Raw genomic sequence first — 26,847 nt, 5'->3', positions numbered from 1 at the left:
CTATAGAAATGCTAGGCATTATAAGGAATGGAGCCGTAAGTTCAGCCAGTGCTTTTTCTTCATGGACGGGATGGTGACGTGTTGAATGAACCCCTACAGCCCCAAGTGGCGGCAACTAGCGTGATTCTTGGTCTCGGCAAAACCGGACTATCTAGTGCCCGCTTCCTAGCTAGCCGCGGCTTCTCGATAGCAGTCATGGACAGTCGTAAGTCCCCGCCAGGACTGGCTGCCCTCCAGGAGCAAAATCCTGATGCGGTGCTCCGGCTGGGTGGTTTTGATGCTGCCCTGATAGCGGAGGCCGAACAATTGGTCGTCAGTCCTGGCGTAGCCTTGAGTGAGCCAGCAATCCTGGCAGCTCGGGCAAGAGGAATACCTGTGGTAGGGGATATTGAATTATTTGCTTCCTATGTCAAGGCGCCCGTGATAGGGATCACCGGCTCTAATGGTAAAAGCACTGTGACCTCGCTTCTTGAAGCGATGGCGCGCCAGGCAGGCAGGCAGGTACTCGCGGGTGGCAATTTGGGAACCCCCGCCTTGGAATTGCTAGAAAAGCCGGTGCCGGATCTTTATATCCTGGAATTATCCAGCTTTCAATTGGAAACTACGTATACCCTAGATGCCGTTGCTGCTTGCGTCCTTAATATCAGTCCCGATCATATGGATCGATACCCCGATCTAGATGCCTATTGTCAGGCGAAAGCCAGAATTTACCGGGGGACTGGGACGATGGTTATTAACGCCGATGATTTTCGTGTGGCAAGCCTCGTCCAACCCCATCGGCCTTGCCTTCGATTTACCTTGGGGATGCCGGCTGTTGATGAATACGGCTTACAAGAGCGGGCCGGTGAAACTTGGCTGGTCCGCGGCCATGAGCGGCTGCTATCGGCTCGGCGGTTACCTTTAGCTGGGCGCCATAATCTAGCCAATGCCTTGGCCGCGCTGGCGCTGGGGGAGGCCGTGGGATTGCCTCGCGCTGCGATGTTGTCGGCTTTACAGGCATTCTCCGGTTTACCTCACCGTTGCGAGTGGTTGGCAGAGGTAAACGGGGTGCGCTGGTACAACGACTCCAAAGGAACCAATGTAGGTGCCACGGTAGCTGCGATTGAAGGAATTCCCTGCCAAGGCAAGCTGATACTTATTGCAGGAGGTGTCGGCAAGGGCGCGGATTTTTCTCCTTTATCCAAGCCTTTGATCCAGCGGGCCAGGGCAGTTGTCTTGATGGGTCAAGATGCTTCCCGGTTGGAAGCGGTGTTAGCCAGTGGCCCCCCCCTCTATCGGGTTAATAGCATGGATGAGGCGGTGGTTAAAGCGAATGTCTTGGCCCAATCTGGTGATTGCGTCCTGTTATCGCCTGCCTGCGCTAGCTTCGATATGTATGCTGATTTTGAAGCTCGCGGTCAAGCGTTTAGGCAAGCTGTACGGGAGATCTTGTCATGTTGAACCGTTTCTTATCTACCCGGCAAGCGGCTCGCGGTAGTGTATCGCAGCCAGATCTCTATTTGCTTGGGGCAGCGCTGGCTTTGGCGGGCCTTGGCTGGGTGATGGTGGGCTCGGCTTCCTTAGCCATTGCCGATGGTCCTCGCTTTCTTTGGCGCCAAGGGATCTTTTTATTGATGGGATTGGCCGCGGCTTTTGTGGTTTGGCGGATACGGTTAATCTTTTGGGAGCGGTTTGGTCCGGTGCTGTTGCTGTTCGGATTGGGGCTATTGTTGCTGGTGTTAATGCCGGGTATTGGCGTAGAGGCCAATGGTAGCCGGCGGTGGCTGGCTATTGGACCTATAAGCCTGCAGCCTTCGGAGTTAGTGAAGTTATTTATGGTGGTTTATTTCTCCGGATATTTGGTGCGCCGCAGTTATGAGGTGCGCACTACCGTAAGGGGGTTTTTCTTCCCGGTAGGGGTATTAACTCTAGTGGGGCTGCTATTACTGCTGGAACCTGATTTTGGCGCGGTAGTTATTCTGTTCGCCACCATGCTGGGAATGCTGTTTCTGGGAGGGGCTCGTCTTTGGTATTTTGTGCTGCTTGCCGCCATAGGGGGAGTGGGACTCGCTGCCCTAGCTTGGGGTTCTCCCTATCGGATGGAGCGGTTAACTTCTTTTCTCGATCCCTGGTCTGATCCTCTAGATAGTGGCTACCAATTGACCCAGGCTTTGATTGCTTTTGGCCGGGGCGAATGGTTTGGGGTGGGATTAGGCAACAGTATTCAAAAATTATTCTATTTGCCCGAGGCCCATACGGATTTTCTCTATGCAGTTTTGGCTGAGGAATTAGGCTTGGTAGGAAGTTTAGCTGTGATTGCCCTGTTTACCGTGCTGGTTTACCGGGCTTTGCTGATTGGGCGGGCAGCGGAGCGGGCAGGTCGTGTTTTCGGTGCTTATCTGGCCTATGGTCTCGGAATCTGGATAGGGTTACAGGCGTTTATCAATTTGGGGGTCAATATGGGAGTGCTTCCCACCAAGGGGTTAACTCTCCCCCTTATGAGCGCGGGGGGTAGTAGCATCATCGTCACCTGCATTGCAGTAGCGCTTATACTGCGGGTGGATCTGGAGACCCGCTTCCCTAAAACCGCCCGGAGAGGCATTAAATAATGGCAATACGGGTGCTTATCATGGCTGGCGGCACGGGGGGGCATATATTTCCCGCCTTGGCGGTGGCCGATAGGCTCCGGGCATGGGGGGTTGAGGTGGTATGGATGGGAACTCGCCATGGGCTGGAAGCCGAGCTGGTGCCAAAGGCGGGTTATCCTATCGAGTGGATTTCAATTGGTGGTTTGCGTGGTAAGGGTCTAACCCATTGGTTAAGGGCGCCATTCAAATTGTTGCTTGCTTTATCTCAAGCTTTGCGTGCTCTGCGCCGCTGGCAGCCGGCGGTCGTGTTGGGGCTAGGTGGGTTTGTTTCTGGGCCAGGGGGCTTGGGAGCCTGGCTACTGCGGCGGCCTTTGCTGATTCATGAACAAAATGCGATTGTAGGCACGGCCAACCGGTTGCTGGCTCCGCTGGCCGGTCGGGTGATGGAAGCCTTTCCCGGCACTTTTCCTCCCGCGAGAAAGGCTGAATGGACCGGAAACCCAGTGAGGGAAAGTATCGAGCAGCTTTCCGAATCGCGAGCTCGGCTTCAGGCCCGGCAGGGCTGCTTCCACTTGTTAGTTCTTGGCGGTTCCCAGGGGGCACGAATATTAAATGAAACCGTTCCTCAGGCACTGGCCCTGTTGCCCACCAAGGTACGCCCTCAGGTTTGGCATCAGTGCGGTTCTCGGCAGTGGGAAGGGGCGGTGGTTGCTTATCGAGCGGCGGGAGTGGAGGCTCGGTTAGTACCTTTTATTGATGATATGGCGGCGGCTTATGCCTGGGCTGATCTAGTGGTGTGCCGCGCCGGAGCGTTAACGGTGGCAGAGTTAATGGCTGCGGGGATTGGCGCGTTACTGGTGCCGTTTCCATTAGCAATTGATGACCATCAACGAGCTAATGCGGATTATCTTGTTGTGGCGGGGGCTGCTCTACTATTACCGGAAAAGGAGCTATCCCCTTCGCGGCTGGCGCAAGAAATCGAGCGCTTGGGAGCGGATTACTCTACTTTCATAAGCATGGCTCAAGCAGCCCGGCAGCTCCATAGGGTAGGCGCGGCCCAGCGGGTCGCCGAACGTTGCCTGGAGGTAGCTAGTGGTTGAACCCCAGGTGGCACCCATTGCGCCTATGATGCGGCGGATTCGACGAATTCATTTTGTCGGTATCGGCGGGGTGGGCATGGGTGGAATTGCCGAGGTGCTGCTTAATCTAGGCTATCAGATTTCGGGCTCGGATTTGCGCAAGAATCAGCTCATTCAACGGCTCCTAAGCTTGGGTGCCCAAATTAGGATCGGCCACGACCCTCAACATGTTGAGGGTTGCGATGTGGTAGTAGTTTCAAGTGCTATTGATGAAGATAATACCGAGGTGAGTGCTGCTCGTGGCCGCCTCATTCCGGTAGTGCCACGGGCAGAAATGCTAGCGGAGTTGATGCGCTTCCGGTACGGCATTGCCGTGGCTGGAACCCATGGCAAAACCACGACTACAAGCCTGATTGCCGGGATTCTTGGGGAGGCAAATCTGGATCCCACCTTCGTGATTGGCGGCCAAGTGAATAGTATTGGTGCTAATAGCCGGCTAGGGAAGGGTGAATATTTAGTGGCTGAAGCGGATGAGAGTGATGCCTCTTTTTTGCTGCTGCAGCCCTTGCTGGCGGTCATTACCAATGTGGATGCCGATCATATGGATGCCTACGGGGGGGATTTTACCGCCCTTAAAGCCGCTTTCTTGGAATTTCTGCATCATTTGCCTTTCTACGGTTTAGCCGTGGTATGCCTGGATGATCCTGTATTACGGGAGTTATTGCCCGGCATTGGACGCCCTGTCTTGACTTACGGAACTTGCAAGGAGGCTGATTACCACTTACGGGAATTGAAGCAGACCCAGGGCCAAACCCAGTTCCAGGTGGCTCGTCCAGGCAAGGATAACTGGCTAACCGTGGTTCTGAATTTGCCTGGTGCCCATAATGCCTTAAATGCACTGGCGGCTATTGCAGTAGCCCATGAGTTAGGGATAGCAGATTCCGCTATTCAAAGGTTTTTGAAAGGCTTTTCCGGTATTGGGCGCCGGTTTCAATGCTATGGAGAAATTGCCACGCCAGCAGGAAAGGTGCTCTTGGTGGACGATTATGGGCATCATCCCCGAGAACTCGCCGCTACCTTGGAGGCTATCCGCGCCGGCTGGCCTGAGCGGCGTCTGGTGGTAATCTTTCAGCCTCACCGCTATACCCGAACCCGAGACTTATTTGAAGAATTTATCCGGGTATTATCCCAAGTGGACGTATTGCTTTTGCTGGAAGTTTATCCAGCAGGGGAAGCGCCGATTGGGGGAGCTGACAGCCGTGCTCTATGGCAGGCTATTCAAACCCATGGGCAAGTGAGCCCTATCTTGGTAGAGGATAAGGAAATTATTGGAGAGATGCTGTTTGATCTGTTGCAGGAGGGCGATTTGCTGTTGACGGTAGGTGCCGGTGATATCGGTGCCCTGGCCAGGCGTTTATCCATCTCCTTAGAAGGGAAGCGCTGATGGGGGGGATAAGTGCCGCTTCAGTGCGGGGTTGGTTGCGGCACCATGTGGTTATGGCAAGCCATACCTCTTGGCGTGTTGGTGGGCCGGCCCAGCGCCTGTACCGCCCTGCGGATAGAGATGATTTGATAGCATTTCTTCGCTTTTTACCTAGAAATGAGCCGTTACTTTGGCTCGGGCTTGGCAGCAATTTACTAGTTCGAGATGGTGGAATTTCAGGTACGGTGATTGCTATTGCAGGAGTTTTGAATAGGATTGAGCGTCGTACCGACACCACGGTATGGGTTGAAGCGGGGGTGTCCTGTGCCAAATTAGCGAAGTTTTGTGCCCGTGAAGGATTGCGAGGGGCGGAGTTTCTGGCAGGCATTCCTGGGACGGTAGGGGGAGCGTTAGCCATGAACGCGGGTGCTTTTGGCGGCACCATGTGGGAGTTGGTAACGGCAGTGGAAGTGGCAGGAATAGGGGGTGAGCATTGCCGCCGTTTGCCTCAAGAATATCAAGTCAGCTATCGGGAAGTCCATGGGCCGGAACGGGAATGGTTTCTGGCGGCTGAATTGCGCCTAACGCTGGGGAATAGTCAAGTTGCACAGCAGCAGATTCGGCGATTACTGCGGCAGCGCAATGGTTGTCAGCCGATTCGCCAGCCCTGTGCTGGTTCAGTTTTTCGTAATCCCTGGAATGATAAGGCAGGACGGTTGATTGAAGCCTGTGGACTAAAAGGCGCCTCTATTGGTGGAGCGCGGGTCTCAGAAAGACATGCTAACTTTATTGTAAACACAGGTAATGCTTCTGCTGCCGATGTTGAGCATTTAATTCAATGGGTTGCTGAAACCGTAGCCCGGCAGGCAGGGGTAAGTTTGGTGCCGGAAGTCCACATGGTGGGAGAGCCGGCATGATAGGGAGGGTGGATGTCAAAGCCTGGGGCAAGGTTGTGGTGTTGATGGGTGGCTATTCTGCGGAGCGAGAGATTTCTCTTAAAAGCGGTACCGCCGTCCTTCAATCTCTCCTAAGGCAGGGAATTGAAGCCCATGGAATTGATGTGGATAAAGGAGTGTTAACGCAGCTTTCAAAAGGGCAGTTTACCCGGGCCTTTATAGCTCTGCACGGACGCGGGGGAGAGGATGGTGTTATTCAGGGAGTTTTGGAAACTTTAAACTTGCCCTATACCGGCAGTGGGGTATTGGGGTCTGCCCTGACCATGGATAAGCTGCGTAGTAAGCGGCTTTGGCGGGGAATGGATTTGCCTACCGCAGATTTTTCTGTGCTCACCAGGGATACAAATCCAGCTTTAATTGCGGCTGACCTAGGTTTACCCCTTATTGTGAAACCGGCGCGGGAAGGTTCAAGCTTGGGGATGATGAAAGTAGAAAGCATTGAGGCGTTGCAATCTGCTTATAGAGAAGCGGTGATTTTTGATACAGCGGTATTTGCCGAGCGGTGGCTACCAGGGGCGGAGTATACCGCTGCTATTCTTGCGGACCGAGTCTTGCCGCTCATTCGTTTGGAGACGCCCCGCGTTTTCTACGATTTCGAAGCGAAATATCATGCTAATACAACCCGTTATTTCTGCCCCTGTGGGCTCTCGGAGAAGCAAGAGCAAGACTTGCAGGCACTAGCTTTAGAAGCGTTTCAGGCCCTTGGGGCTAGCGGCTGGGGACGAGTGGATTTGCGCTGCGATGAGAAAGCACATCCCTATTTGCTTGAGATCAATACGGTGCCGGGTATGACGGATCATAGCTTAGTGCCGATGGCGGCCCAGGCTGCGGGTATTGAGTTCGATGAGATGGTTTTGCAGATATTGGCAAGTAGTTTGGAGCGGAGAATGTTCCAGGATGGCACGTAGGAAAAAAAACCGCCGAGTACAGCGTGGGGCGAGTCGTTCTCAGCCTCCCCGCGCCTTCCCATGGTGGACGATTGGCCAAGGTTTGTTGACATTATCTCTTGTAGGGGTAGTTGTGTGGGGAATTAACCATCTCGCCGACCCCGAAACTTTGCCCCTGCGTCAGGTGAACATCAAGGGGCAGTTTAAGTATGTGACTCAACAAAAATTGCATAAGGTAACGGCTGGTTACGTAAAAGGTGGTTTTTTTAACGTGAATCTGAAGACGATACGGACGGTAGTGGAGGAATTACCCTGGGTAGCTCAAGTAAATGTACGCCGGGTTTGGCCTGATGCCTTACAGATTGAAGTTCAAGAGAAAATACCCCTGGCGCGCTGGGGTAAAGATGCCTTAATCAGTATTGAAGGCGAGATTTTCACCCCGCCTGAGGCGAGTTTTCCTCAGGGGTTGCCAAAATTACAAGGTCCTCCGGACAGTGAACGATTGTTAGTTAGCCGTTTAGAGAAAATACAGGCGCAATTGAATTCTCTTGGGCTGCGGGTGGTTCAGCTCACCATGGGAGAACGGCGGGATTGGCATGTGGTTTTCGAAGACGGTATGGAATTGATTTTGGGGCGGGCTCACAGCAAGCAACGTCTAACCCGATTTCAGCAAATCTATGCCCACTTGTTGCGATTACATCGAGAGGATATAAAGCGAGTGGATATGCGCTATACGAATGGTTTTGCAATCACCTGGCACGGCAATACAGCACCCGCATGGGTTCGTGAGGCGGCATTCGATGTCTAAGCGTAGCGATAAGAATTTTATTGTAGGTCTAGATATCGGTACCTCTAAGATAGCCGCCATTGTGGCTGAAACTCACCCTGAAGGTGAGATTGAAGTAGTAGGCATTGGTTCTCATCCCTCCCGTGGATTGAAAAAAGGTGTGGTAGTGAATATCGACTCCACGGTTCAGTCTATTCAGCGGGCAGTGGAGGAGGCGGAATCGATGGCGGGTTGCCAGATTTACTCGGTGTTTACCGGCATCGCCGGTAGCCATATTCGTAGTCAAAATTCCGACGGAGTTGTACCCATTCGTGACAAGGAGGTGACTACGGAAGATGTGGAACGGGTAATAGATTCCGCCCGCGCGGTTGCCATTCCTGCGGATCAGAAAATTCTTCATGTATTGCCCCAGGAATTTATTATTGATAGCCAAGAGGGGATACGAGATCCGGTCGGTATGTCGGGGGTTCGTCTAGAGGCCAAGGTGCATTTGGTGTTTGGCGCCGTTAGCGCTGCCCAGAATATTATTAAGTGTATCCGCCGGTGTGGGCTGGAAGCGGATGATATTATCTTGCAGCAGCTAGCTTCAAGTTACTCGGTCCTTACCGATGATGAGCAGGAGCTGGGCGTGTGTTTAGTAGATATCGGTGGCGGGACCACGGATATTGCGGTGTTCGTGGGCGGGGCGATTCGTCACACCGCGGTAATTCCGATTGCGGGCGATCAGGTCACTAATGATATTGCCGTGGCTTTGAGAACTCCGACTCAGCATGCCGACGATATTAAGCTGAGATACGCCTGTGCCTTGACTCAATTGACTCATCCTGATGAACACATTGAGGTTCCCAGCGTCGGCGATCGGCCGCCACGGCGATTATCGCGCCAGGCGCTAGCTGGGGTCATCGAGCCCCGTTACCGGGAGCTGCTGGAGCTTGTTATGGAAGAGTTGCAGCGGAGCGGGTATGAGGAATTGCTGGGGGCGGGGGTCGTATTAACAGGGGGTAGCGCCAAAATGGAAGGGGTGATGGAGTTGGCGGAGGAAGTTTTTCACACGCCGGTACGACTCGGTATACCCCAACATATGGCTGGCTTGCCTGATGTGGTGAGGAACCCGGTACATGCTACCGGCATAGGGCTTTTGCTTTTCGGGCATCATCATCCTTACACACCGGGTTTAGGAGGTCGGCCGCTGAGAAGCGTTCGGGGGGTATGGGATAGGATGCGGGGATGGTTTCAGGGGAATTTTTAAAAATACTCGAATTTAGACCAGCTTATCAATTATAGAAATTTAAATGACAAGGAGAATGACCATGTTTGAATTGATGGATTCATATACTCAAAGTGCGGTGATCAAGGTCATTGGCGTCGGTGGGGGGGGCGGCAACGCCATTCGGCATATGGTGGACGCCAAAATAGAAGGAGTCGATTTCATCGTCGCCAATACGGACGCGCAAGCCCTGAAAGATTGTGCTGCCAATACCGTGTTGCAACTAGGAAACAATATTACCAAAGGGTTAGGGGCCGGGGCTGATCCAGAAATTGGCCGCCAAGCTGCTCTGGAGGATAGGGAGCGGATCATGGAAGTGGTGAGCGGTGCGGATATGGTGTTTATTACTGCCGGTATGGGTGGTGGTACTGGAACAGGCGGTGTTCCCGTGGTGGCCCAAGTCACTAAGGAACTCGGGGTTTTGACTGTTGCCGTGGTGACTCGGCCTTTTTCCTTTGAGGGGCGCAAGCGGGCAGCCATCGCCGATGAAGGAATTAAGGAGCTAACCCAGTATGTCGATTCTTTGATCACCATACCGAATGAAAAATTGATGCCGGTGCTGGGTAAAAGTATTAGTCTGTTAAATGCTTTTAAGGCGGCTAATGATGTTTTGCTCGGTGCAGTGCAGGGAATCGCGGAACTCATTACCCGACCTGGCTTGATTAATGTGGATTTTGCCGATGTTCGCACAGTCATGGCGGAAATGGGAATGGCCATGATGGGCTCTGGCAGCGCCACGGGGGAGGAGCGGGCCCGTTTGGCGGCCGAGGCGGCGGTAGCAAGTCCCTTGCTGGAAGATATCAGCCTAAAAGGTGCTCGCGGGGTGCTGGTCAATATCACGGGGGGGCCGAGTATGTCTATCGGCGAATTCGAGGAGGTCGGAAGCACAGTTAAAGAATATGCTGCAGATAATGCGACCGTCGTGGTGGGTACCGTGATTGACCCCGGCCTGGAAAATGAACTGCGGGTTACGGTTGTTGCTACCGGACTAGGACAGCCGGAGACCCAAACGAAAGCGCCCATCAGTCTTGCGCAGATTTCTTCTCAACAGTCTGAACCTGAAGAACCTATCGATTATCATACGCTGGATAAGCCTACGGTTATCCGCCATGGTTCATCGCGAGATCCAGTCACAACGAGCAGTGATTCCAGCATGGATTATTTGGATGTTCCAGCATTTTTGCGCCGACAGGCCGATTGATGTTCCAACCCAGTCCAGTTTTAATAGGGGGCACCGCCATTATTGGGTCCGTGCGGGTATGGGTCCTTCGCTACCTCCCCGGCAAGTGCTTGACCCGATGAATTATTGGCTAAAGGAAATATATTCTACCATGATAAAACAACGTACACTTAAAAATGTCATCCGCGCTACTGGGGTAGGATTGCATACTGGGGATATTGTTTATCTCACGTTAAGGCCGGCAGCAGTGGATACCGGTATCGTCTTCCGTAGAGTTGATTTAGATCCCCCTGTGGAAATAAAAGCCAGGGAAGAGAATGTGGGAGATACCACGCTTTCTTCCACCCTCGTCAAGGAAGGGGTACGCATTGCTACTGTGGAGCATTTGCTATCGGCTTTTGCTGGCTTGGGCATTGACAATGCTTATGTGGATTTGAATGCTTCTGAAGTTCCTATCATGGATGGAAGTGCGGGTCCTTTTGTTTTTTTGATACAGTCTGCGGGAATAGTCCAGCAAGAGGCGCCCAAGCGCTTTATACTGATAAAAAAAACGTTGCTCATGGAGGAAGAGGGTAAGTGGGCCCGTTTTGAGCCTTTTGACGGCTTCAAAGTTTCCTTTGTCATTGATTTCGATCACCCGGCATTCAAGGGTCGACCGCAAGGGGTTGAAATTGACTTTTCTTCTACTTCCTTTGTGAAGGAGGTGAGTCGTGCCCGAACTTTTGGCTTTATGAAAGACATCGAGCGCTTGCGAGAAGCTAATCTGGCGTTAGGAGGTAGCCTGAACAACGCGGTAGTGGTGGATGATTATCGGGTGATTAACGAAGATGGTTTGCGTTATGAGGATGAATTTGCCCGTCACAAGATTTTAGATGCCATTGGCGATCTTTACTTGCTTGGCCATACCCTCATCGGCGCCTTTAGCGGTTATAAATCGGGCCATGCCTTAAATAATAAATTACTGTGTGCCCTCATGGCAGATAAATCTGCTTGGGAAATCGTCACCTTTGAAGATGACGAGACCGCAGCTCCTATCCTTTTTACCCGCCCTTTAACGGCAGCATAAAGCTGGGTTGTCTAAGCCGAGTGTCATTATTCTTTAGACCTTAAGGATAAGCGTAAAAAGGCTGCTTTGAGGTGAGAGTTTTTCATTCCTCTCGCTATATTACGGAGCAAAACCGCGTTCTCATGGGAAAGGGCAGGACGCTGCTTTTGAGAAGAAGGTAAAAGAGGAGTGGGAGGGCGCACTTTTACTACTACTCTGCGAAGGTTGCGAAATTCCTGACGCTGCTGTAGGTGCTTGATAATATTAGGCATGTAATAACGTAGAAGGTTGGCTTGGGCTGGGGTATCGGTATGCATAATGAGGCGGTTATCCCGAATGTTAGCGACTAAGCAATGGGAGGATAGGGCTTGCGGCAGGCATTGACGAACTTCAAAGGTCAACCGCTGTAAGGTTTTGGCTCGGGTAAGCAGGCGTTGCAAGTTCCCTTCGGTGGTCTTAAGTACCTTGTTAATGGATGGGGTAACTCGCATAGTAAATATTCCTAGATTGATACCAGGATAAGGAAAAAATGGACATTATCATCCTTCCCAAGGCGTCAAGAAGCCGAAACTGTATCCATCTGGGTACCCGTGCTTTCTTCGCTTGCTTATTTTTAATACTAACATTCCTATTGCTAACGGTGTACGGGGCTTATCATTTTGGTATGAGAACCCAATTTACTGTACAGCAGGAATCTCTTGCCCAAATGCAGGTGCTGACTAAGGATTGGCAGGCGAGATTGGAGCGGCAGCAGGCAATGTTAGCAGCGACAACGAAGCAAGCTGAAGAAGGGCTTGGTGTTCTTGCTCAGCGGCTCGGATACCTCCAAGCGAATGTGATTCGCCTGAATGCCCTGGGACAGCGTCTCATTGTATATGCGGATTTGGAGCAAGGAGAATTCGATTTCACTCATCCGCCCGCTATGGGCGGGCCAGAATCTCGCATAGGGGAAATACCGAAACTGAGCGATTTCTTGGCAACCATGGAGCAATTAGCACAAGAAATCACTGATCGCCAGCAACAACTGCGGCTACTAGAGACCATGTTGCTAGAATGGGATATACAGCAAGCGGCTTTGCCGGCGGGCCGTCCTTTGCACCAGGGTTGGCTTTCTTCTAAGTACGGGTATCGGACTGATCCCTTTAATGGTCGAAGGGAGTTTCACAATGGGGTGGATTTTGCCGGCAAAGCAGGCACCAAAATTTTAGCCGTAGCCGCGGGTATTGTAACTTGGGTAGGGAAACGTTCAGGATATGGAAGGATGGTTGAAATTAACCATGGCAATGGTTATGTGACCCGTTATGCCCATAATCGGAAGAATTTAGTACAAGTAGGTGAACATATTGTCAAAGGGCAGGTTATTGCTTTAATGGGGTCCAGCGGCCGCTCAACGGGGCCTCATGTCCACCTTGAAGTTTTACATGAGGGACGCACGGTAGATCCTCTCCAATTTGTCAGGGCAGTGGAAGATAGCTAAAGTAAGAGTTGAGCGGCATTGTTTGTTATAATTGAAAATTTTCAGCAGGTAAAAGCAAGGCGGATTTTTGAATAATTTTCTGCTCGAAGCTGGTTAGTTAGTTTGGTCTTAATCGCCCCTTAATATCGAGCTTAGTACCCACCTTATAATCTTTAGAATCAATTCTACATCATCAATAGTTATGGTCACTAATTTACTCAGCAAGGTATTTGGCAGCCGCAATGATCGCTTGTTGCGGAGCGTGAATAAAGTCGTGGCGCAAATTAATGCTTTGGAGCAGGAATTTGCAGCGCTTAGCGATGGGCAGTTACAGGCTAAAACCGACCAGTTCCGGGATCGGCTTGCCGCAGATGAAAGTTTAGATGAACTCATACCCGAAGCCTTTGCCGTGGTCCGGGAAGCGGGTAAGCGGGTTCTTGGCATGCGCCACTTTGATGTTCAACTTTTGGGCGGTATCGTGCTCCACGATGGCAAGATTGCTGAGATGCGTACGGGGGAGGGTAAAACTTTGGTGGCCACCGCAGCTGCTTACCTCAACGCTTTGCCTGGTAAAGGGGTCCATGTGGTGACGGTTAATGACTATCTGGCCCAGCGTGATGCTCAATGGATGGGACCGCTTTACCAGTTCCTGGGCCTTTCTACGGGGATTATCGCTTCCAATATGGATCCTGGTGCTCGAAAAGCCGCCTACATGGCGGATATTACGTATGGCACCAATAATGAATTTGGCTTTGATTACTTACGCGACAACATGGCCTTTAGTTTGGAAGAAAAGGTACAACGGGAACTGCACTATGCCATTGTGGATGAAGTCGACTCTATCTTGATTGACGAGGCCCGTACTCCCTTGATTATCTCCGGCGCCGCAGAGCAGAGTTCCGAACTTTATCGGCAAATCAACGTCTTTATGCCCCGTTTAAAGAAGCAAGAGAGGGAAGATGGGCCGGGTGATTACACGGTGGATGAGAAAGCGCGCCAAGTATATTTGACCGAAGCGGGACATGAGCACGCGGAGCAGGTTATGCTCGAGTCGGGCTTAATGCAAGAAGGAGAAAGCCTCTATGATGCCGCCAATATTGGCTTGATGCATCATTTTAACGCGGCCTTGCGGGCCCATGTGCTTTTCCATAAGGACGTCGACTATATCGTTAAGGACGATCAGGTGGTGATCGTGGATGAGTTTACGGGCCGCACCATGCCTGGCCGAAGGTGGTCGGAGGGGCTTCATCAAGCGGTGGAAGCCAAGGAGGGGGTGTCCATCCAAAGCGAAAACCAGACTTTGGCCTCTATTACCTTCCAAAACTATTTTCGTCTCTACGAGAAATTAGCGGGGATGACGGGGACGGCGGATACTGAGGCTTATGAATTCCAACAGATTTATGGCTTAGAAGTCGTGGTCATTCCTACTCACCTTCCCATGGTCCGGGTTGACCATGGGGACCAGGTCTATTTGACCGCGGAAGAAAAATACCAGGCCATTATTGAAGATATCAAGGATTGCCACACCCGGGGCCAGCCTGTGCTGGTGGGGACTGCTTCCATTGAGACCTCCGAGCATCTCTCGGGGCTGCTTAAAAAAGAAAAAGTTGAACACCGAGTGCTCAATGCTAAATTTCATGAGAAGGAGGCTGAGATCATTGCTCAGGCTGGCCGGCCCGGCACGGTTACTATTGCGACAAACATGGCCGGCCGCGGTACCGACATTGTGCTTGGCGGTAGCTTGGATGCGGAATTAGCGACCCTAGGCGAGAATGCGGATAAGGCGAAAAAAGAAGAAATACGGCGCCGGTGGCAAGAAGGTCATGACCAGGTTGTGGCAGCTGGAGGACTGCATATCATTGGTACTGAACGCCATGAATCACGACGTATTGACAATCAGCTTCGGGGACGGTCCGGGCGCCAGGGAGATCCGGGTTCCACTCGTTTTTACTTATCCTTGGAAGACAACCTGATGCGCATTTTTGCCTCGGAACGAATTTCGGGCCTGATGCAAAGGTTAGGTATGGAAGAAGGGGAGGCTATTGAACATCCGTGGGTCACCCGTGCTATCGAAAATGCCCAGCGTAAAGTTGAGGGTCACAACTTCGATATCCGCAAGCAATTGCTAGAGTTTGATGATGTGGCCAATGATCAACGTACGGTGATCTATCAGCAGCGTAATGAATTGATGGCGGCAGAGGATGTTTCGGACATGGTCCAAAGCATTCGCCAGGGCGTAATTCACTCTCTAGTCAGCCAATACATTCCCCCGGGGAGTATTGACGAACAATGGGATATTCCGGGATTACAGGAAGGGCTGGCGAGTGAATTCGGTCTTGAGGTGGATATTGCTGGTTGGCTGGAAGCCGATGAAGGTCTCCACGAGGAGACCTTGCGGGAACGTATTATGGAAGCGATGGAAGGCGCTTATGGAGAAAAAGAGACCTTGGTTGGTCCCCAAGTGATGCGCCATTTTGAGAAAGCAGCCATGCTACAGGTATTGGATTCCCAATGGAAGGAACATCTTGCAATGATGGACCACTTACGCCAGGGTATTCATCTGCGCGGTTATGCCCAAAAGAATCCCAAACAGGAGTTCAAGCGAGAGGCTTTCGAATTATTTCAAGAGATGTTGGAGCGGATTAAGCATGATGTCATTGCGCTCCTTTCCAAGGTGCAGGTGCGTACCGAGGCCGATGTGGAGGCGGTGGAGCATCAACGCCGCGCTGCCAGCGCGGTAGAATACCAGCATGCAGCGGCAAGTACGATGGCGGATAGTTCTGGCGATGTAAAATCCTCGACTGCTGAATCCAAGGCGCCTTATGTCAGGGATGGTCGGAAAGTAGGTCGTAATGAGCCTTGTCCCTGTGGTTCAGGAAAGAAATACAAGCATTGCCACGGTAAATTGAATTGATGTAATCAATTTTGTGCTGACAAAGCTATTCTTATCTGAATGCAAGGAAGTTGATGGCTGCTGGCCTTGAGCATTTACAAGAATTGCTACCGGTAGCGGGGGTTGAACTGGGAACGGTGGCTGCGGGGATTCGCTACCGTGATCGTCCTGATTTAGCGATAATAGCGGTGACTGGGGGCAGTACCTGTGCCGCTGTTTTCACTCGTAATGCTTTTTGTGCCGCACCTGTAATCGTAGCTCGCCGTCATTTAGCTGGAAATTCTCCGCGCTTTCTCTTGATTAATGCGGGCAATGCCAATGCAGGTACCGGTATCCAGGGAATAGTAGATGCTGAGACCTGCTGCGCCACTTTGGCTGAACTGGGCGGAGTGGCTTCCACGGCGATACTTCCTTTTTCCACGGGAGTCATTGGTGAGCTGTTACCGGTCTCCCGTATACAAGCCGCTTTACCTCAAGTCTGGCAAGTGTGCTCGCCTACCGGGTGGTCCTCGGTAGCCCGCGCTATAATGACTACGGATACCGTCCCCAAAGGCACCTCTGTCCATTTTACCTGCCAAGGCCACCCGGTGACTGTCACGGGCATCGCTAAGGGATCAGGTATGATCCGGCCCGATATGGCTACTATGCTGGCTTTTCTGGCGACTGATGCCCAGGTTCCTAAGAAAGTATTACAGCGCTGTCTTGCCCGAGGCGTGGCAGAGAGCTTTAATCGTATTACTGTCGATGGCGATACTTCCACGAATGACGCTTGTGTTCTTCTGGCTACAGGACAAAGTGAAGTTTCTATCGCTACGATTGAGGACCCGGCTTTTGCTGCCTTGCAGCAGGCGGTGACCGAGGTATGCTTATCTCTGGCCCAGGCCATTGTTCGGGATGGAGAAGGGGCAACTAAGTTTATTACGGTTGAGGTGGCGGGGGGAAGGAATATTCAAGAATGCGAGCAGGTAGCTTATACGATTGCTCAATCTCCTTTGGTCAAGACCGCTTGCTTTGCCAGCGATCCCAATTGGGGCCGGATTCTTGCCGCCATAGGGCGCAGCGGCGTACCTGATCTTGAAATAACAGGAGTTTCTCTTTACTTAGGTGAGGCTTGTGTGATTCATGGAGGCGTTCTTCATCCCGAGTATACCGAGGAGCAGGGTCGAACGGTTATGGCTCAGGATGATATTACCCTAGCGGTGGAGTTAGGCAGGGGGGATGCCCGTGTGCAAATCTGGACCTGCGATCTTTCCTTTGCCTATGTAAAAATTAATGCTGAGTACCGCAGTTAATGATCAGATAGATATATGCTGGGAAAGCTAGCACCATAAATCTAGGAATAAGTAGGCATCTTTTCCGTATCGGTGAGATAAAGTTTATTGCCGATCAGCTTAAATGGTATTGGTTCTAAGCGAGTTCCAGGGCAGGGGCCAGCCAAGCAGAGGCCGTCATGAAACCGGAATAAGGCCCCATGAGTTGCGCATTGGATGTATTGGCCTTCCAAATCGAGGAATTGATGAGGGACCCAGTTGAGGGCTACTCCCGTATGGGGACAGCGGTTTAAGTAGATCCAGAGCTGAGCGGCCTGGCGAATGACAAAAATTTCCTGTTGCTCAAGGGTAAAACCGCGGGTGCCATATTCTGGAAGGTCTTCCAAGTGGCACAAAAATAGAGATGAAGTTTCTGTCATCGTATTGATTATCGCTGGTCTCCTAGACCGTTGAATCCCTGCTGCCCACACTTACGGCCAGCTAGCTGGCACGCCAAAGTAAGGCTTTCAGAAAGAGAGTGGTTACGCAGACGGGCATTAAGAAACCCCGCGTTGAAAGTATCTCCCGCCCCCAGGGTATCCACCACCTGGGGTGGGAAAAAAGCTGGTGCGTGTTTTATCTCCCCTCCATTACCAAGAGCGTAGGCTCCCTCCTTGCCCCAAGCGCAGACTTTTTCAGTGTGGGGCAGGGATGAGTGCAACTCCTGAAGAAAAGTTTGAGCTTTTGCATAGCCATGGTAAGCCGCATAATGGCGGGAGAATAATAAAATAGTGGCGCCCTCAAAAAGATTTTCAATGTTGGCTCTGGGTTTTTCAATCTCCACTGACCAGGGAAGGTAAGGAAATTTCTTCCGGACGAAGGTTAGCATGCCAAGCGTTTCCGTAATATTGCGGCCTTCAAAGTGGAGCCAATCAAAAGAGGAGAGATCAATTTTTGCGAAATCGGCAAAGCTAAATTCGGGGAGGGCCCGATAGTGGACAATTGTGCGGGTGCCTGTAGCGCGGCTTAAGGTAATATAGGATGTAGGTGTCCTTCCTTCCACCACCCGGCAATCATCTACTTTGACACCTGTTTGTTTCAATTGTTGGGCAATGAACCGTCCGTCTGGATCATCCGCCATAATCCCTGCAAAAACGCATTTGTGGCTGAGTTGTTGGAGGACAGTAAGGGTATTAGGACAATTTCCCCCCACGCAGCGGCGCTGTGATAAAACCCTGAGTTCTTCATCCTCCGTAGGATAATATTCAACGGTGTTAATGATATCAAGGGTGGCAGTTCCGATACCGAGTACCTTGGCCATCGGTTAGCCGCTATCTAGCAGTTTCCAGAATCTGGCCGATGTTTTTGGCGATTTTGGTGATATCATCCTCTCCATCGACCTTGTATAGCTTGCCTTGAGCTTCATAGTAATCGACCAGGGGAGCGGTTTGGGCCTCGTAAACCCGTAAGCGGTTGCTGATGGTCTCCTCGTTATCGTCCGAGCGTTGAACGAGCTGATCGCTGTTGCATTTATCGCAACGGTGGTCTACCTCGGGGGGTGAAAAATAAATATTGTAAATGGCTCCGCACGCCTGGCAGGTACGCCGTCCAGTGAGCCGCCTCATAAGCACTTCAAAATTTACATCCAGCAGGATGATAGCCTGGAGAGGCCGTTCTAGGGTAGCGAGCATCTCATCAAGAGCTTGGGCTTGGGTAAAATTCCGGGGAAATCCATCGAGGATATAACCTTTAGCGGCATCAGGCTGGGTTAGCCGCTCTCGGATAATGCCGATAACGATTTGATCAGATACTAGTTCTCCCGCATCCATGGCTGCTTTTGCTTGTTTGCCTAGCTCGCTACCAGCGGCTACAGCAGCACGCAGCAAATCTCCAGTAGAGACCTGAGGAATACCATATTGTTGGGATAGACGTTCGCCCTGGGTGCCTTTTCCGGAGCCTGGGGCGCCAAGTAACACTGCTCTCATAAGGGATGTGCCTCGAAATAGCCTATATCAAGCGTATGAGTAAGTGTTGAAGCGACTTATTGCGCTTCACTCCAACATACTACCTTCAGGCTGGGACTCAAAAAGCTGTTACGCTACCTCGGTAGACGGTGGGAGTCAATTAGTTCGGATAGAATGGTGGTCGGCGGTCAGGTAGGTTCGGATTAAAAGGCTTACCTGGTCTAATATGGGCATTCTTGGCAATCTAACGCTTGCAATTTGCTCTCAGCGGGTAAAAGATTTTTTTGTAAAATCAATTAAGGAGAATGAGGATGGCGAAAAAGAATGCGTTTTATGCTCAATCCGGCGGCGTGACTGCAGTTATCAATGCTTCTGCCTGTGGTGTCATTGAGGCTGCACGGCAGCATCCGGAGGTTATAGGCAAAGTTTATGCTGGGCGTAATGGCATTATTGGGGCCTTAACTGAAGATCTTATCGATACCAGCCAGGACAGTGATAATGACATTGCTGCCTTACGGCATACGCCAGGGGGAGCTTTCGGATCTTGCCGTTATAAGCTCAAGGGACTTGAGGAAAACAAGGCTGAGTATGAACGTCTGATAGAGGTGTTTAAGGCGCACGATATCGGCTATTTCTTTTACAATGGTGGTGGCGACTCTCAGGATACTGCCCACAAAGTCTCCCAGCTTGGGGATCGACTAGGATATTCTATTAAGTGTATTGGTGTTCCCAAGACCGTGGATAATGATTTACCGCTCACTGATAACAGTCCAGGCTTTGGATCCGTAGCAAAATACGTGGCAGTCTCGGTGCGGGAAGCTGCTCTAGATGTGGCCTCCATGGCTCGGACTTCGACGAAAGTTTTTATCCTTGAGGTGATGGGACGTCATGCGGGTTGGATTGCTGCTGCAGGCGGGTTAGCAGCAGAGCAGGAAGGCGATGCCCCTCATATTATTTTGTTTCCCGAAATTCCCTTTGAGCAAGGGCGGTTCCTTAAGAAAGTGGATGCCAGTGTCAAAGATTATGGCTACTGTGTGGTGGTGGCTTCGGAAGGTGTTCGTAACCAGGAAGGCCAATTTTTATCTGAAACCGGGTCGCGGGATGCTTTCGGCCATGCCCAGCTAGGGGGGGTAGCCCCTTTTATTGCCCAGATGGTGAAAGAGCGGTTGGGTTATAAATATCATTGGGCGGTTGCTGATTATTTGCAGCGGGCGGCACGGCATATCGCCTCCCGGGTGGATGTGGAGCAAGCCTATGCGGTGGGTAAGGCTGCTGTGGAATTCGCCATCAGAGGTAAAAATGCGGTGATGCCTACTATCCTTCGCGCCTCTCATGATCCCTATCGTTGGGAGATTGGTTCAGCGCACCTAAAGGACGTGGCTAATGTAGAGAAAACCCTGCCCCAAAGCTATATCACCCAAGAAGGTTTTGGGATTACGGAAGAAGGGCGGAGCTATCTTGCTCCCTTAATTCAGGGGGAAGATTATCCTCCCTATAAAAACGGGCTGCCCATCTATGTTGAGCTCAAAAATGTTCCAGTTGAGAAGAAGCTCAAGGAAGCATTTACTTTACGCTGAACGCTGAAATTCTCCATGAATGAGGAAGCTTCAAAGATTGAAGGTAAATTTTATAGCCCCCCGGGGAGTTTTCTCCGCGGGGGTATTTTTTTTCATACGCCCTGTCTTTGTTGGCTATCTTGTATTAGCCGCAAGGGTGAAGCCGGATAGCATATTAGCGAAAGTGGCTCCAAGCTGGCGAGAGAAGCGATCTAGGAGCTTGGGCTGGGGGGTGTAATCGACAATTTTTTCCGCTCCTATGATCTCGCGAGCCACGTAGTTGCTGTTTCCCAAGCCATCGATCAATCCTAGATCGATGGCTTGCTCGCCTGTCCAGACTAATCCGCTGAATAGGGAAGAATCGTTCTTGAGTCGTTCTCCGCGGTTGTCTTTTACAACCTGAATGAATTGCTTGTGGATGTTGTCTAGCATCTTTTGGATATGTTGGGATTCGAATTCTTTCATAGGCGAGAACGGATCAAGGAAACCTTTATAGTCGCCTGCAGTAAAGAGGCGCCGCTCAATTCCCAGTTTTTCCATAGCTTCAACGAAGCCGAAACTATTGATCAGAGCACCAATGGAACCCACGATACTTGCTTTGTCCGCATAAATTTGATCTGCCGCTACCGCAATGTAATATCCTCCCGAGGCGCAGATGTCTGTAATAACGGCGTGGATAGGGATATTAGGATGTTCTTTGCGCAATTGATGGATTTGGTCGTTGATTTGGTTTGCCTGGACTGGGCTGCCGCCAGGACTATTGATATGCAGAATTAACCCAGCGATATGTTCGTTCTCAAAGGCGGCTTTTAGTCCTTTTTTTATATTTTCCGCATTTGCAAATGAGTCGCTGCCAATGATCCCTTCTATTTTTACTAAGGCAGTGTGGGGCGTAATTATTCCTGGAGCGCTAAGCCCATTAGGAAGATAAAGCAGCAAGAGAACGAGTAAATAGGCAGCAAAGAGTAGTTTGAAAAAAATACTCCAACGACGCGCCCGCCGCTGTTCTTTAAGAGCGCTAAAAGCCAAACGCTCCAAGACCTCTCGCTCCCAGTTGCGCTGGATTGCCTGTGTTTTGCTTAGATCGGTCGTAGATGGATCTTGGTTTGACATGGGGCCTCCGTAAACAAAAGTTGGGCTAACAAGGTTAATCGTATAAGGGGTTAATGCCGCTAAGAATGGCGTCGCAATGCTTGCTGCTTTTCAATTTGAAATTTATTTAGCTCTGAGCTTGGCAGCGTATGTTTGCAGCACAGCATTTAATTCCTTGGGCAGAGGGGCGGCGGCTTTTATTGTCTTTTTCCCTTCCGGCAGAGTAAAGGTGAGCTGGCTAGCATGGAGAAATAGTCGATGTAATCCCATACATCGTAATTGCTTATTGAAGCTGGAATCACCATATTTTTCATCGCCACCGAGAGGGTGTCCAAGGTGAGCGGCGTGTACCCGTATCTGATGTGTGCGACCGGTTTCTAAGGTAACCTCCATAAGGGTTGCTTCACCTCCATAAAAAAGTTTGGGGTAGAAGTGACTAATAGCGGGCTTGCCAGCTGAATTCACCTTAACTATCCGTTCTTCAGAACGTAATATATTTTTTAGTAGGGGCAAGTCTACCCGCTGGACATTTTTTCGCCAACGCCCTTTGACGAGGGCAAGATAGCGTTTGTGGATAAGTTGTTTTTGCTGCATTGCTTGGAGCGTCAGTAAGGCGCTTCTGGTTTTGGCTACCATAAGGCAACCGGAAGTTTCTCGGTCTAAACGGTGTACTAGCTCCAAAAAGGCGGCCTCTGGGCGCAAAATCCGCAGCGCCTCAATAATTCCATAACTTACCCCACTCCCCCCGTGGACCGGGATTCTGGCCGGTTTGTTGAGCATGAGTAGCTCCTTATCCTCATACAATAAGCTGTTCTTAATTAGGAGCAAGAGGGAGTGAGCTATCGGTCTCTTAAGGGGGGAATGAGATACGCGCAGTGGCGGAACCCTGACCTGGTCTCCTTGTTGTAGGCGGTAGCTACTAGCGATGCGGGATTTATTAACTCGGACCTCTCCCTTGCGGAGGCAACGGTAAATCCTACTCTTGGGAACTCCTTTGAGCTGGGAAAACAAAAAATTGTCGATCCGTTGGCCTGCCTGCTCTAGATGTATTTTCAGGATGCGGACTTGGGCCGCTGGTGGTTTTTTCGCAGTATTCATAAGCCTAGTTATAATACCAAGGAATGCATCTATTTGATGCTTAAGGGACAGCCTGATATATTGCGAAGAGTTAGTTCGCCACCCACAAGTTGCGTATATAAGTAAAGGGGGTAGTTTGAAGGCACTGTTTTAAAGAAAGTCTGTCTAACTGGCTTTAGGGTGAAGGTGGTGACTGCCTGCCAGCGATGAGAGACATATTTTATGTGGCGTGTTAATTAAAAAGGGAAGCAGGATTTTTGGGCCTAAAAGGCCGAGGTATGGTTCCTATAAGACATATATCAGTCGCTTGCTAGTAGAATATAGTTCAGGATCGTTGCAGGCCGTGCTAATTTTAAATTGAACGGGATAATAGCACCAGGACTGCAGCGATAAAATGAGGTTTTGCGTGGAGTAACGAGTAGATTTGAGGTTCTTGTGATGAAAAGCTGGGCCAGAAACTTATGATAAAAAAGAAGGTTTGGGCGATTCAGTTTTTTCTAGGCTTAGAAAATAAGCAAGATTTGGGCGAGCAAAGGCTTATTGCCGCGCTTGAAAAAAATGATTGATGTTCTCTGCTCATATTATTTATATATAGCAGGATGGGCTTCTGGCAGAGCAACTTCGCCGATGGGTGGACAGGTGAGGTGGAGGTGCCCTGCAGAGACGGGATGGCTAGTTTGCATGACTAAGAACACGAGCACATGTACAGCGGTGTTGCCTCTTTTGTCTCAATTGGAAGGAATATGATATAGGGGGGCGGATATCTTATTATATTATCAGCAGACTAGGTTGCCCGGTTTTTGTATACCCTAATTGTGAAGGTTTCCAGGTCCGAGCATAGATCCTCATACTAAAATTGGCATTTTGATTGCCATTCTCGTTTCTCTCGCAAGTACCCGCAGCATGGCTGCCGCTTATTATTAAGCTTGATACATTTGGATTTGAATAGGCAGGAGTTGGCTGAGGGTATAAATATGCGAAGAAATTAAGGAACGAGACACATGAAAAGAATGCTTATTAATGCAACTCATGCGGAAGAGTTGCGAGTAGCTATGGTTGATGGCCAATACCTACAAGATTTGGATATTGAAAATCCGGCTCGGGAACAGAAAAAAGCCAATATTTATAAGGGTAAAATTACCCGAATAGAACCAAGCTTAGATGCCGTATTTGTAGATTATGGCGCTGATCGCCAAGGATTTTTGCCCCTTAAAGAGGTGACGCGCAGCTATTTTCAGTCCCACCAGGGAGAATCTGGAGACCGCCCTAAAGTCCAGGACGTGCTTAAAGAAGGGCAAGAATTAGTCGTTCAGGTAGAAAAAGAAGAGCGAGGCAATAAGGGCGCGGCGCTCTCTACTTTTATTAGTCTAGCTGGACGGTATCTCGTTTTGATGCCTAATAATCCAAGGGCTGGTGGGGTTTCGCGCCGGATCGAGGGGGAAGAGAGAAGTATGCTATTGGAGGCAATGCGTACCCTCGAAATTCCTGAAGGTATGGGTCTCATTACGCGGACTGCCGCCGTTGGTAAAAACGCTGAGGAATTACAATGGGATCTTAATTACTTACTCCACCTTTGGCATTCTATCCAGGCGGCCGCTGAGGGGCGGCCCGCGCCTTTTCTTATCTATCAGGAAAGCGATGTCATTATTCGCGCATTGCGGGATTACCTCCGCCTGGATATAGGCGAGATCCTTATTGATACTCCAGATGTTTACCAGCGGGCCTATGATTTCATGCGCCAAGTAATGCCCCCTGAGCTACGCAAACTTAAACTTTACCAAGATAAGGTTTCTCTTTTCACCCGCTTTCAAATCGAGTCTCAAATTGAGACGGCATTCCAGCATGAGGTAGCACTGCCTTCTGGTGGCGCGATTGTCGTCGATTATACTGAGGCTTTGACCACCATCGATATTAACTCGGCGCGGGCAAATAAGGGCGAGGATATTGAGGAGACGGCCCTTTCCACTAACTTAGAAGCGGCTGAGGAGATAGCACGTCAACTAAGGCTGCGTGATTTAGGGGGATTGATCGTTATCGATTTTATTGATATGGCGCCGTTGCGTAATCAACGGGCGGTCGAAAATCGGTTACGCGAGTGTTTGCGCGAGGATCGGGCGCGAGTGCAAGTAGGCCGTATTTCCAGATTTGGGCTTTTAGAGATGTCACGGCAGCGATTGCGACCCTCCCTAGGAGAGGCCCATCAAGTCGTATGTCCACGCTGTAATGGCCGGGGCCAGGTCCGGGGAGTGGAATCTTTGGGGTTATCAGTCTTACGTCTTATCGAAGAAGGGGCAGCTAAAGAAAAGACTGCCCGTATGGTAATTCAGCTTCCTATTTCCGTAGCCTCCTTTTTGCTCAATGAAAAACGGGCTAACCTTGCCGCCATTGAAAAGCGATACGGGGCACACTTGTTTTTAGTTCCTAATTCTCATCTGGAAACCCCGGTTTTTGAGATTGAGCGTATTAAAGATGTAGGGAAAGGTGAGAGCCGAGTGGATAAACGGTTTGAGATGCAAAGTTACCAGATGGCAAATGAACCAAGTCCTAAAAAGCCGGCGCTTTTAACACCTAGCGCTATCCCAGATGAGCCCTTGGTTAAAGCAGGTTCTCCTTTATTTCCTAAGCCTGAACCGCAACCGGTAGCCCCAAAGGCTGAGCCCGATTTTTTAAGGCGCTTTTGGACAGCGTTCATGAAGGGGGACCAAGAATTAGATGTGGCAGAAGTGGTGACCCAAGAAACAGAAGTAGTTTCTGAAGAAACGGGCGAACGAGGGCGTTTGCCTCCCCGGCGCGGGCGTTCTCAAGGTAGAGGGCGGCGCGGTTCAGGTCGGCAGCACAATCGCAAGGAAAATACCCAGGGCAATGAAGGCAGTGGTGTTTCTTCTGGGGCAGAGAGTGGGCAGGCGGCATCGGAAGCAAAGGAAACTCAGGATATGCAGAATGGCACAGAGAGTTCTAGCGCCCCATCTTCAAGGACGACTACCCGAGGCCGACGGGGAGGCCGGCGCCGCCGCGTCAATGCCACTGGCCGATATCGTCACCGCAGCGGTAGAAAAGAAGAGGAAGAGACAAAGCGGCCAGAAGAAGCGCAATATCCCGAAAAGGACTCCTTACCCTCTTCAACGGTGTTAACGACTCCTCCCGCGAAATCACCTCTAGAAGAGACGGCTTCTGATAGAAAAAAGGCTCCATCGGAAGAAGGCCGGGAAGGGTTGTCCCAGGAACCGGAATCCCCTGGACCGACCAAGGTGGGTGTTGAGAGGGAGCAGGCGGCCGCCGTGAAAGAGCCGCTATAAATATGGCACAAGCGCTGAATATGCTAGGGAGGAGCAGAAGAAGCTAAAGTTCCTTTTTGGGCGGTAGGAATAGAAAAATGCGATTTCTCCAGTGATAAGGGAACAAGAAGCAAGTATTAGCCCGAACTAGGAGCTAGGGAACTTAAGTGCCGTTGGCGAATTTCATTGAGGAGACTATGAGCTGCCTCCTCAATGAGATCCAAGGACGCTTCAAATTCGCTGGGGGGGCCATAATAGGGATCAGGCACATCTTGTCTTCTCAAATGAGGGGCGAGTTCAAGAAGTAATCGGATTTTTCTTGCTTGGCCCTCTGGCGTTAGTTTTTTTAACATTGCTAAATTCGAATGGTCCATGGCAATCAGGTAGTCGAACTTTATGAAGTCAATAGGTTGAATCTGCCGGGCGCGGTAGCGGTCGATATCAATACCACGCCGCCGGCAGCATGTCCGAGCTCGCGGATCCGGACGTTCGCCAGCAAAGTGGCCGTGGGTACCAGCCGCATCGACAAAAATGGCATGGCTAAGGTGATGATGCGCTACCAGCTGCTGGAAGAGACCTTTCGCCATGGGGGAGCGGCAGAAGTTAGCCATACAAACAAAAAGTACTCCGATCTTGTCCTCGGAGGAGCGAGGCAGAACTTGTTTGCTGCCTTGGAACCATTCTCTTAGAATCATCATGTTCTATACGATTTTAAAAGTTATAAATGATATTAGGTTTTAAACAGGGGGCATTTTTTCAATGCGAAGCTACTATAAAAACACCTCCTAAAGAATTGCCACCGATGGTTTCCTCTCTCATCACTGTTACTTGCCTGCGGCGCCTCATTGGCCGCCAGGTCCAGCATCAAGAAATTCCTTGCCAGATTATTGAGGTCTTAGAGGAAGGCCCCATACTAGTATTGCAGGAAGTAGCTTGCCATCAGACAATCCAACCTGATCAATTTGGCAAGGCGCGCCGCCGAGTGCCGCAAACCTTAGAAGTTAAGGTCCAAGATTCATCCGGGCGGATGAGTCCTGCCTTCCTAGCTTTGGGGGTTTTACCTTTTTTGTCCTCTCATTAAATAATATCGCTA

23 protein-coding genes are annotated in these 26,847 nt (G+C 50.7%); 16 read left to right on the top strand and 7 right to left on the bottom strand.

Features of this window, described 5'->3' with window-relative positions; all coding sequences use genetic code 11:
* Window positions 1–78: 78 nt before the first annotated feature.
* From murD to lpxC, 10 genes are all read left to right on the top strand, one after another.
* Window positions 79–1,440 (top strand): UDP-N-acetylmuramoyl-L-alanine--D-glutamate ligase, encoded by a 1,362-nt coding sequence (gene murD / locus NOC_RS15170; protein ID WP_011331082.1) that lies wholly within the window; start codon window positions 79–81, stop codon window positions 1,438–1,440.
* Window positions 1,434–2,588: a putative lipid II flippase FtsW gene (gene ftsW, locus NOC_RS15165; protein WP_002814160.1), complete on the top strand. Its 1,155-nt coding sequence runs from the start codon at window positions 1,434–1,436 to the stop codon at window positions 2,586–2,588. The genes murD and ftsW overlap by 7 nt, the downstream gene beginning before the upstream one ends.
* The gene (gene murG, locus NOC_RS15160) at window positions 2,588–3,667 is read left to right on the top strand and encodes an undecaprenyldiphospho-muramoylpentapeptide beta-N-acetylglucosaminyltransferase (RefSeq protein WP_002813415.1); all 1,080 of its coding nucleotides are present in this window, start codon (window positions 2,588–2,590) and stop codon (window positions 3,665–3,667) included. Before ftsW ends, murG begins: the two co-directional genes overlap by 1 nt.
* Window positions 3,668–3,695: 28 nt before the next feature.
* The gene (gene murC / locus NOC_RS15155; RefSeq protein WP_002813251.1) at window positions 3,696–5,090 is read left to right on the top strand and encodes a UDP-N-acetylmuramate--L-alanine ligase; all 1,395 of its coding nucleotides are present in this window, start codon (window positions 3,696–3,698) and stop codon (window positions 5,088–5,090) included.
* The gene (gene murB / locus NOC_RS15150) at window positions 5,090–5,986 is read left to right on the top strand and encodes a UDP-N-acetylmuramate dehydrogenase (protein WP_002812289.1); all 897 of its coding nucleotides are present in this window, start codon (window positions 5,090–5,092) and stop codon (window positions 5,984–5,986) included. Before murC ends, murB begins: the two co-directional genes overlap by 1 nt.
* The gene (locus NOC_RS15145) at window positions 5,983–6,933 is read left to right on the top strand and encodes a D-alanine--D-alanine ligase (RefSeq protein WP_002812557.1); all 951 of its coding nucleotides are present in this window, start codon (window positions 5,983–5,985) and stop codon (window positions 6,931–6,933) included. The genes murB and NOC_RS15145 overlap by 4 nt, the downstream gene beginning before the upstream one ends.
* Window positions 6,923–7,720, top strand: a complete 798-nt coding sequence (locus NOC_RS15140; protein WP_011331080.1) for a cell division protein FtsQ/DivIB — start codon at window positions 6,923–6,925, stop codon at window positions 7,718–7,720. Before NOC_RS15145 ends, NOC_RS15140 begins: the two co-directional genes overlap by 11 nt.
* Window positions 7,713–8,948, top strand: coding sequence for a cell division protein FtsA (ftsA, locus tag NOC_RS15135; protein WP_002812443.1), 1,236 nt, complete (start codon window positions 7,713–7,715; stop codon window positions 8,946–8,948). The genes NOC_RS15140 and ftsA overlap by 8 nt, the downstream gene beginning before the upstream one ends.
* Window positions 8,949–9,009: 61 nt before the next feature.
* Complete coding sequence (ftsZ, locus tag NOC_RS15130) at window positions 9,010–10,167, top strand: cell division protein FtsZ (protein WP_011331079.1); 1,158 nt, start codon at window positions 9,010–9,012, stop codon at window positions 10,165–10,167.
* 130 nt (window positions 10,168–10,297) lie between these two features.
* A complete protein-coding gene (gene lpxC, locus NOC_RS15125) occupies window positions 10,298–11,212 on the top strand; it encodes a UDP-3-O-acyl-N-acetylglucosamine deacetylase (protein WP_011331078.1) in 915 nt (304 codons plus the stop codon).
* A gap of 26 nt (window positions 11,213–11,238) precedes the next feature.
* Here lpxC and NOC_RS15120 read toward each other — a convergent pair whose 3' ends face one another.
* Complete coding sequence (locus NOC_RS15120; RefSeq protein ID WP_002813594.1) at window positions 11,239–11,682, bottom strand: DUF721 domain-containing protein; 444 nt, start codon at window positions 11,680–11,682, stop codon at window positions 11,239–11,241.
* 173 nt (window positions 11,683–11,855) lie between these two features.
* Between NOC_RS15120 and NOC_RS15115 the strand changes: the two genes are divergently transcribed.
* The 3 genes from NOC_RS15115 to argJ all read left to right on the top strand — a co-directional run bounded on the left by NOC_RS15115 (window position 11,856) and on the right by argJ (window position 16,832).
* Window positions 11,856–12,668, top strand: a complete 813-nt coding sequence (locus NOC_RS15115; RefSeq protein WP_244859986.1) for a M23 family metallopeptidase — start codon at window positions 11,856–11,858, stop codon at window positions 12,666–12,668.
* Window positions 12,669–12,849: 181 nt separating this feature from the next.
* Window positions 12,850–15,561: a preprotein translocase subunit SecA gene (secA, locus tag NOC_RS15110; RefSeq protein ID WP_002813303.1), complete on the top strand. Its 2,712-nt coding sequence runs from the start codon at window positions 12,850–12,852 to the stop codon at window positions 15,559–15,561.
* Between the two features lie 53 nt (window positions 15,562–15,614).
* Window positions 15,615–16,832, top strand: coding sequence for a bifunctional glutamate N-acetyltransferase/amino-acid acetyltransferase ArgJ (gene argJ, locus NOC_RS15105; RefSeq protein ID WP_002813122.1), 1,218 nt, complete (start codon window positions 15,615–15,617; stop codon window positions 16,830–16,832).
* Between the two features lie 41 nt (window positions 16,833–16,873).
* Here the strand turns inward: argJ and NOC_RS15100 are convergent, their stop codons facing one another.
* The 3 genes from NOC_RS15100 to NOC_RS15090 are packed head-to-tail and all read right to left on the bottom strand — an operon-like array spanning window position 16,874 to window position 18,775.
* Complete coding sequence (locus tag NOC_RS15100; RefSeq protein WP_002812329.1) at window positions 16,874–17,230, bottom strand: Rieske (2Fe-2S) protein; 357 nt, start codon at window positions 17,228–17,230, stop codon at window positions 16,874–16,876.
* A gap of 8 nt (window positions 17,231–17,238) precedes the next feature.
* Window positions 17,239–18,111: a PfkB family carbohydrate kinase gene (locus NOC_RS15095; protein WP_002813090.1), complete on the bottom strand. Its 873-nt coding sequence runs from the start codon at window positions 18,109–18,111 to the stop codon at window positions 17,239–17,241.
* Window positions 18,112–18,121: 10 nt separating this feature from the next.
* A complete protein-coding gene (locus tag NOC_RS15090) occupies window positions 18,122–18,775 on the bottom strand; it encodes an adenylate kinase (RefSeq protein WP_002813176.1) in 654 nt (217 codons plus the stop codon).
* A 290-nt stretch (window positions 18,776–19,065) separates the two neighbouring features.
* On the opposite strand from NOC_RS15090, the gene NOC_RS15085 reads away from it, so the two are divergent.
* The gene (locus NOC_RS15085; RefSeq protein ID WP_011331076.1) at window positions 19,066–20,331 is read left to right on the top strand and encodes a 6-phosphofructokinase; all 1,266 of its coding nucleotides are present in this window, start codon (window positions 19,066–19,068) and stop codon (window positions 20,329–20,331) included.
* A 114-nt stretch (window positions 20,332–20,445) separates the two neighbouring features.
* Here NOC_RS15085 and sppA read toward each other — a convergent pair whose 3' ends face one another.
* A complete protein-coding gene (gene sppA, locus NOC_RS15080) occupies window positions 20,446–21,423 on the bottom strand; it encodes a signal peptide peptidase SppA (RefSeq protein ID WP_002812882.1) in 978 nt (325 codons plus the stop codon).
* 102 nt (window positions 21,424–21,525) lie between these two features.
* Window positions 21,526–22,500, bottom strand: coding sequence for an RluA family pseudouridine synthase (locus NOC_RS15075; RefSeq protein ID WP_002812229.1), 975 nt, complete (start codon window positions 22,498–22,500; stop codon window positions 21,526–21,528).
* Between the two features lie 980 nt (window positions 22,501–23,480).
* Here NOC_RS15075 and NOC_RS15070 point away from each other — a divergent pair.
* Entirely contained in the window at window positions 23,481–25,775 is a 2,295-nt protein-coding gene (locus tag NOC_RS15070; RefSeq protein ID WP_011331075.1) for an Rne/Rng family ribonuclease, read from the top strand.
* 116 nt (window positions 25,776–25,891) lie between these two features.
* On the opposite strand, the gene NOC_RS15065 is transcribed toward NOC_RS15070, so the two are convergent.
* Entirely contained in the window at window positions 25,892–26,452 is a 561-nt protein-coding gene (locus tag NOC_RS15065) for a low molecular weight protein-tyrosine-phosphatase (RefSeq protein WP_002811934.1), read from the bottom strand.
* 104 nt (window positions 26,453–26,556) lie between these two features.
* On the opposite strand from NOC_RS15065, the gene NOC_RS15060 reads away from it, so the two are divergent.
* The gene (locus NOC_RS15060) at window positions 26,557–26,835 is read left to right on the top strand and encodes a hypothetical protein (RefSeq protein ID WP_244859985.1); all 279 of its coding nucleotides are present in this window, start codon (window positions 26,557–26,559) and stop codon (window positions 26,833–26,835) included.
* Window positions 26,836–26,847 lie beyond the last annotated feature (12 nt).

This window comes from Nitrosococcus oceani ATCC 19707 (assembly GCF_000012805.1).
Taxonomy (GTDB): domain Bacteria; phylum Pseudomonadota; class Gammaproteobacteria; order Nitrosococcales; family Nitrosococcaceae; genus Nitrosococcus; species Nitrosococcus oceani.
This window is presented reverse-complemented; position numbering and strand designations above follow the sequence as displayed.

Excerpts from the sequence above, each read along its gene's own strand:
- ftsW (WP_002814160.1), top strand. The coding sequence starts at position 1,434 with ATGTTGAACCGTTTCTTATCTACCCGGCAAGCGGCTCGCGGTAGTGTA.
- murG (WP_002813415.1), top strand. The coding sequence starts at position 2,588 with ATGGCAATACGGGTGCTTATCATGGCTGGCGGCACGGGGGGGCATATA.
- murC (WP_002813251.1), top strand. The coding sequence starts at position 3,696 with ATGCGGCGGATTCGACGAATTCATTTTGTCGGTATCGGCGGGGTGGGC.
- murB (WP_002812289.1), top strand. The coding sequence starts at position 5,090 with ATGGGGGGGATAAGTGCCGCTTCAGTGCGGGGTTGGTTGCGGCACCAT.
- NOC_RS15145 (WP_002812557.1), top strand. The coding sequence starts at position 5,983 with ATGATAGGGAGGGTGGATGTCAAAGCCTGGGGCAAGGTTGTGGTGTTG.
- NOC_RS15140 (WP_011331080.1), top strand. The coding sequence starts at position 6,923 with ATGGCACGTAGGAAAAAAAACCGCCGAGTACAGCGTGGGGCGAGTCGT.
- ftsA (WP_002812443.1), top strand. The coding sequence starts at position 7,713 with ATGTCTAAGCGTAGCGATAAGAATTTTATTGTAGGTCTAGATATCGGT.
- ftsZ (WP_011331079.1), top strand. The coding sequence starts at position 9,010 with ATGTTTGAATTGATGGATTCATATACTCAAAGTGCGGTGATCAAGGTC.
- lpxC (WP_011331078.1), top strand. The coding sequence starts at position 10,298 with ATGATAAAACAACGTACACTTAAAAATGTCATCCGCGCTACTGGGGTA.
- NOC_RS15120 (WP_002813594.1), bottom strand. The coding sequence starts at position 11,682 with ATGCGAGTTACCCCATCCATTAACAAGGTACTTAAGACCACCGAAGGG.
- NOC_RS15115 (WP_244859986.1), top strand. The coding sequence starts at position 11,856 with ATGAGAACCCAATTTACTGTACAGCAGGAATCTCTTGCCCAAATGCAG.
- secA (WP_002813303.1), top strand. The coding sequence starts at position 12,850 with ATGGTCACTAATTTACTCAGCAAGGTATTTGGCAGCCGCAATGATCGC.
- argJ (WP_002813122.1), top strand. The coding sequence starts at position 15,615 with ATGGCTGCTGGCCTTGAGCATTTACAAGAATTGCTACCGGTAGCGGGG.
- NOC_RS15100 (WP_002812329.1), bottom strand. The coding sequence starts at position 17,230 with ATGACAGAAACTTCATCTCTATTTTTGTGCCACTTGGAAGACCTTCCA.
- NOC_RS15095 (WP_002813090.1), bottom strand. The coding sequence starts at position 18,111 with ATGGCCAAGGTACTCGGTATCGGAACTGCCACCCTTGATATCATTAAC.
- NOC_RS15090 (WP_002813176.1), bottom strand. The coding sequence starts at position 18,775 with ATGAGAGCAGTGTTACTTGGCGCCCCAGGCTCCGGAAAAGGCACCCAG.
- NOC_RS15085 (WP_011331076.1), top strand. The coding sequence starts at position 19,066 with ATGGCGAAAAAGAATGCGTTTTATGCTCAATCCGGCGGCGTGACTGCA.
- sppA (WP_002812882.1), bottom strand. The coding sequence starts at position 21,423 with ATGTCAAACCAAGATCCATCTACGACCGATCTAAGCAAAACACAGGCA.
- NOC_RS15075 (WP_002812229.1), bottom strand. The coding sequence starts at position 22,500 with ATGAATACTGCGAAAAAACCACCAGCGGCCCAAGTCCGCATCCTGAAA.
- NOC_RS15070 (WP_011331075.1), top strand. The coding sequence starts at position 23,481 with ATGAAAAGAATGCTTATTAATGCAACTCATGCGGAAGAGTTGCGAGTA.
- NOC_RS15065 (WP_002811934.1), bottom strand. The coding sequence starts at position 26,452 with ATGATGATTCTAAGAGAATGGTTCCAAGGCAGCAAACAAGTTCTGCCT.
- NOC_RS15060 (WP_244859985.1), top strand. The coding sequence starts at position 26,557 with ATGGTTTCCTCTCTCATCACTGTTACTTGCCTGCGGCGCCTCATTGGC.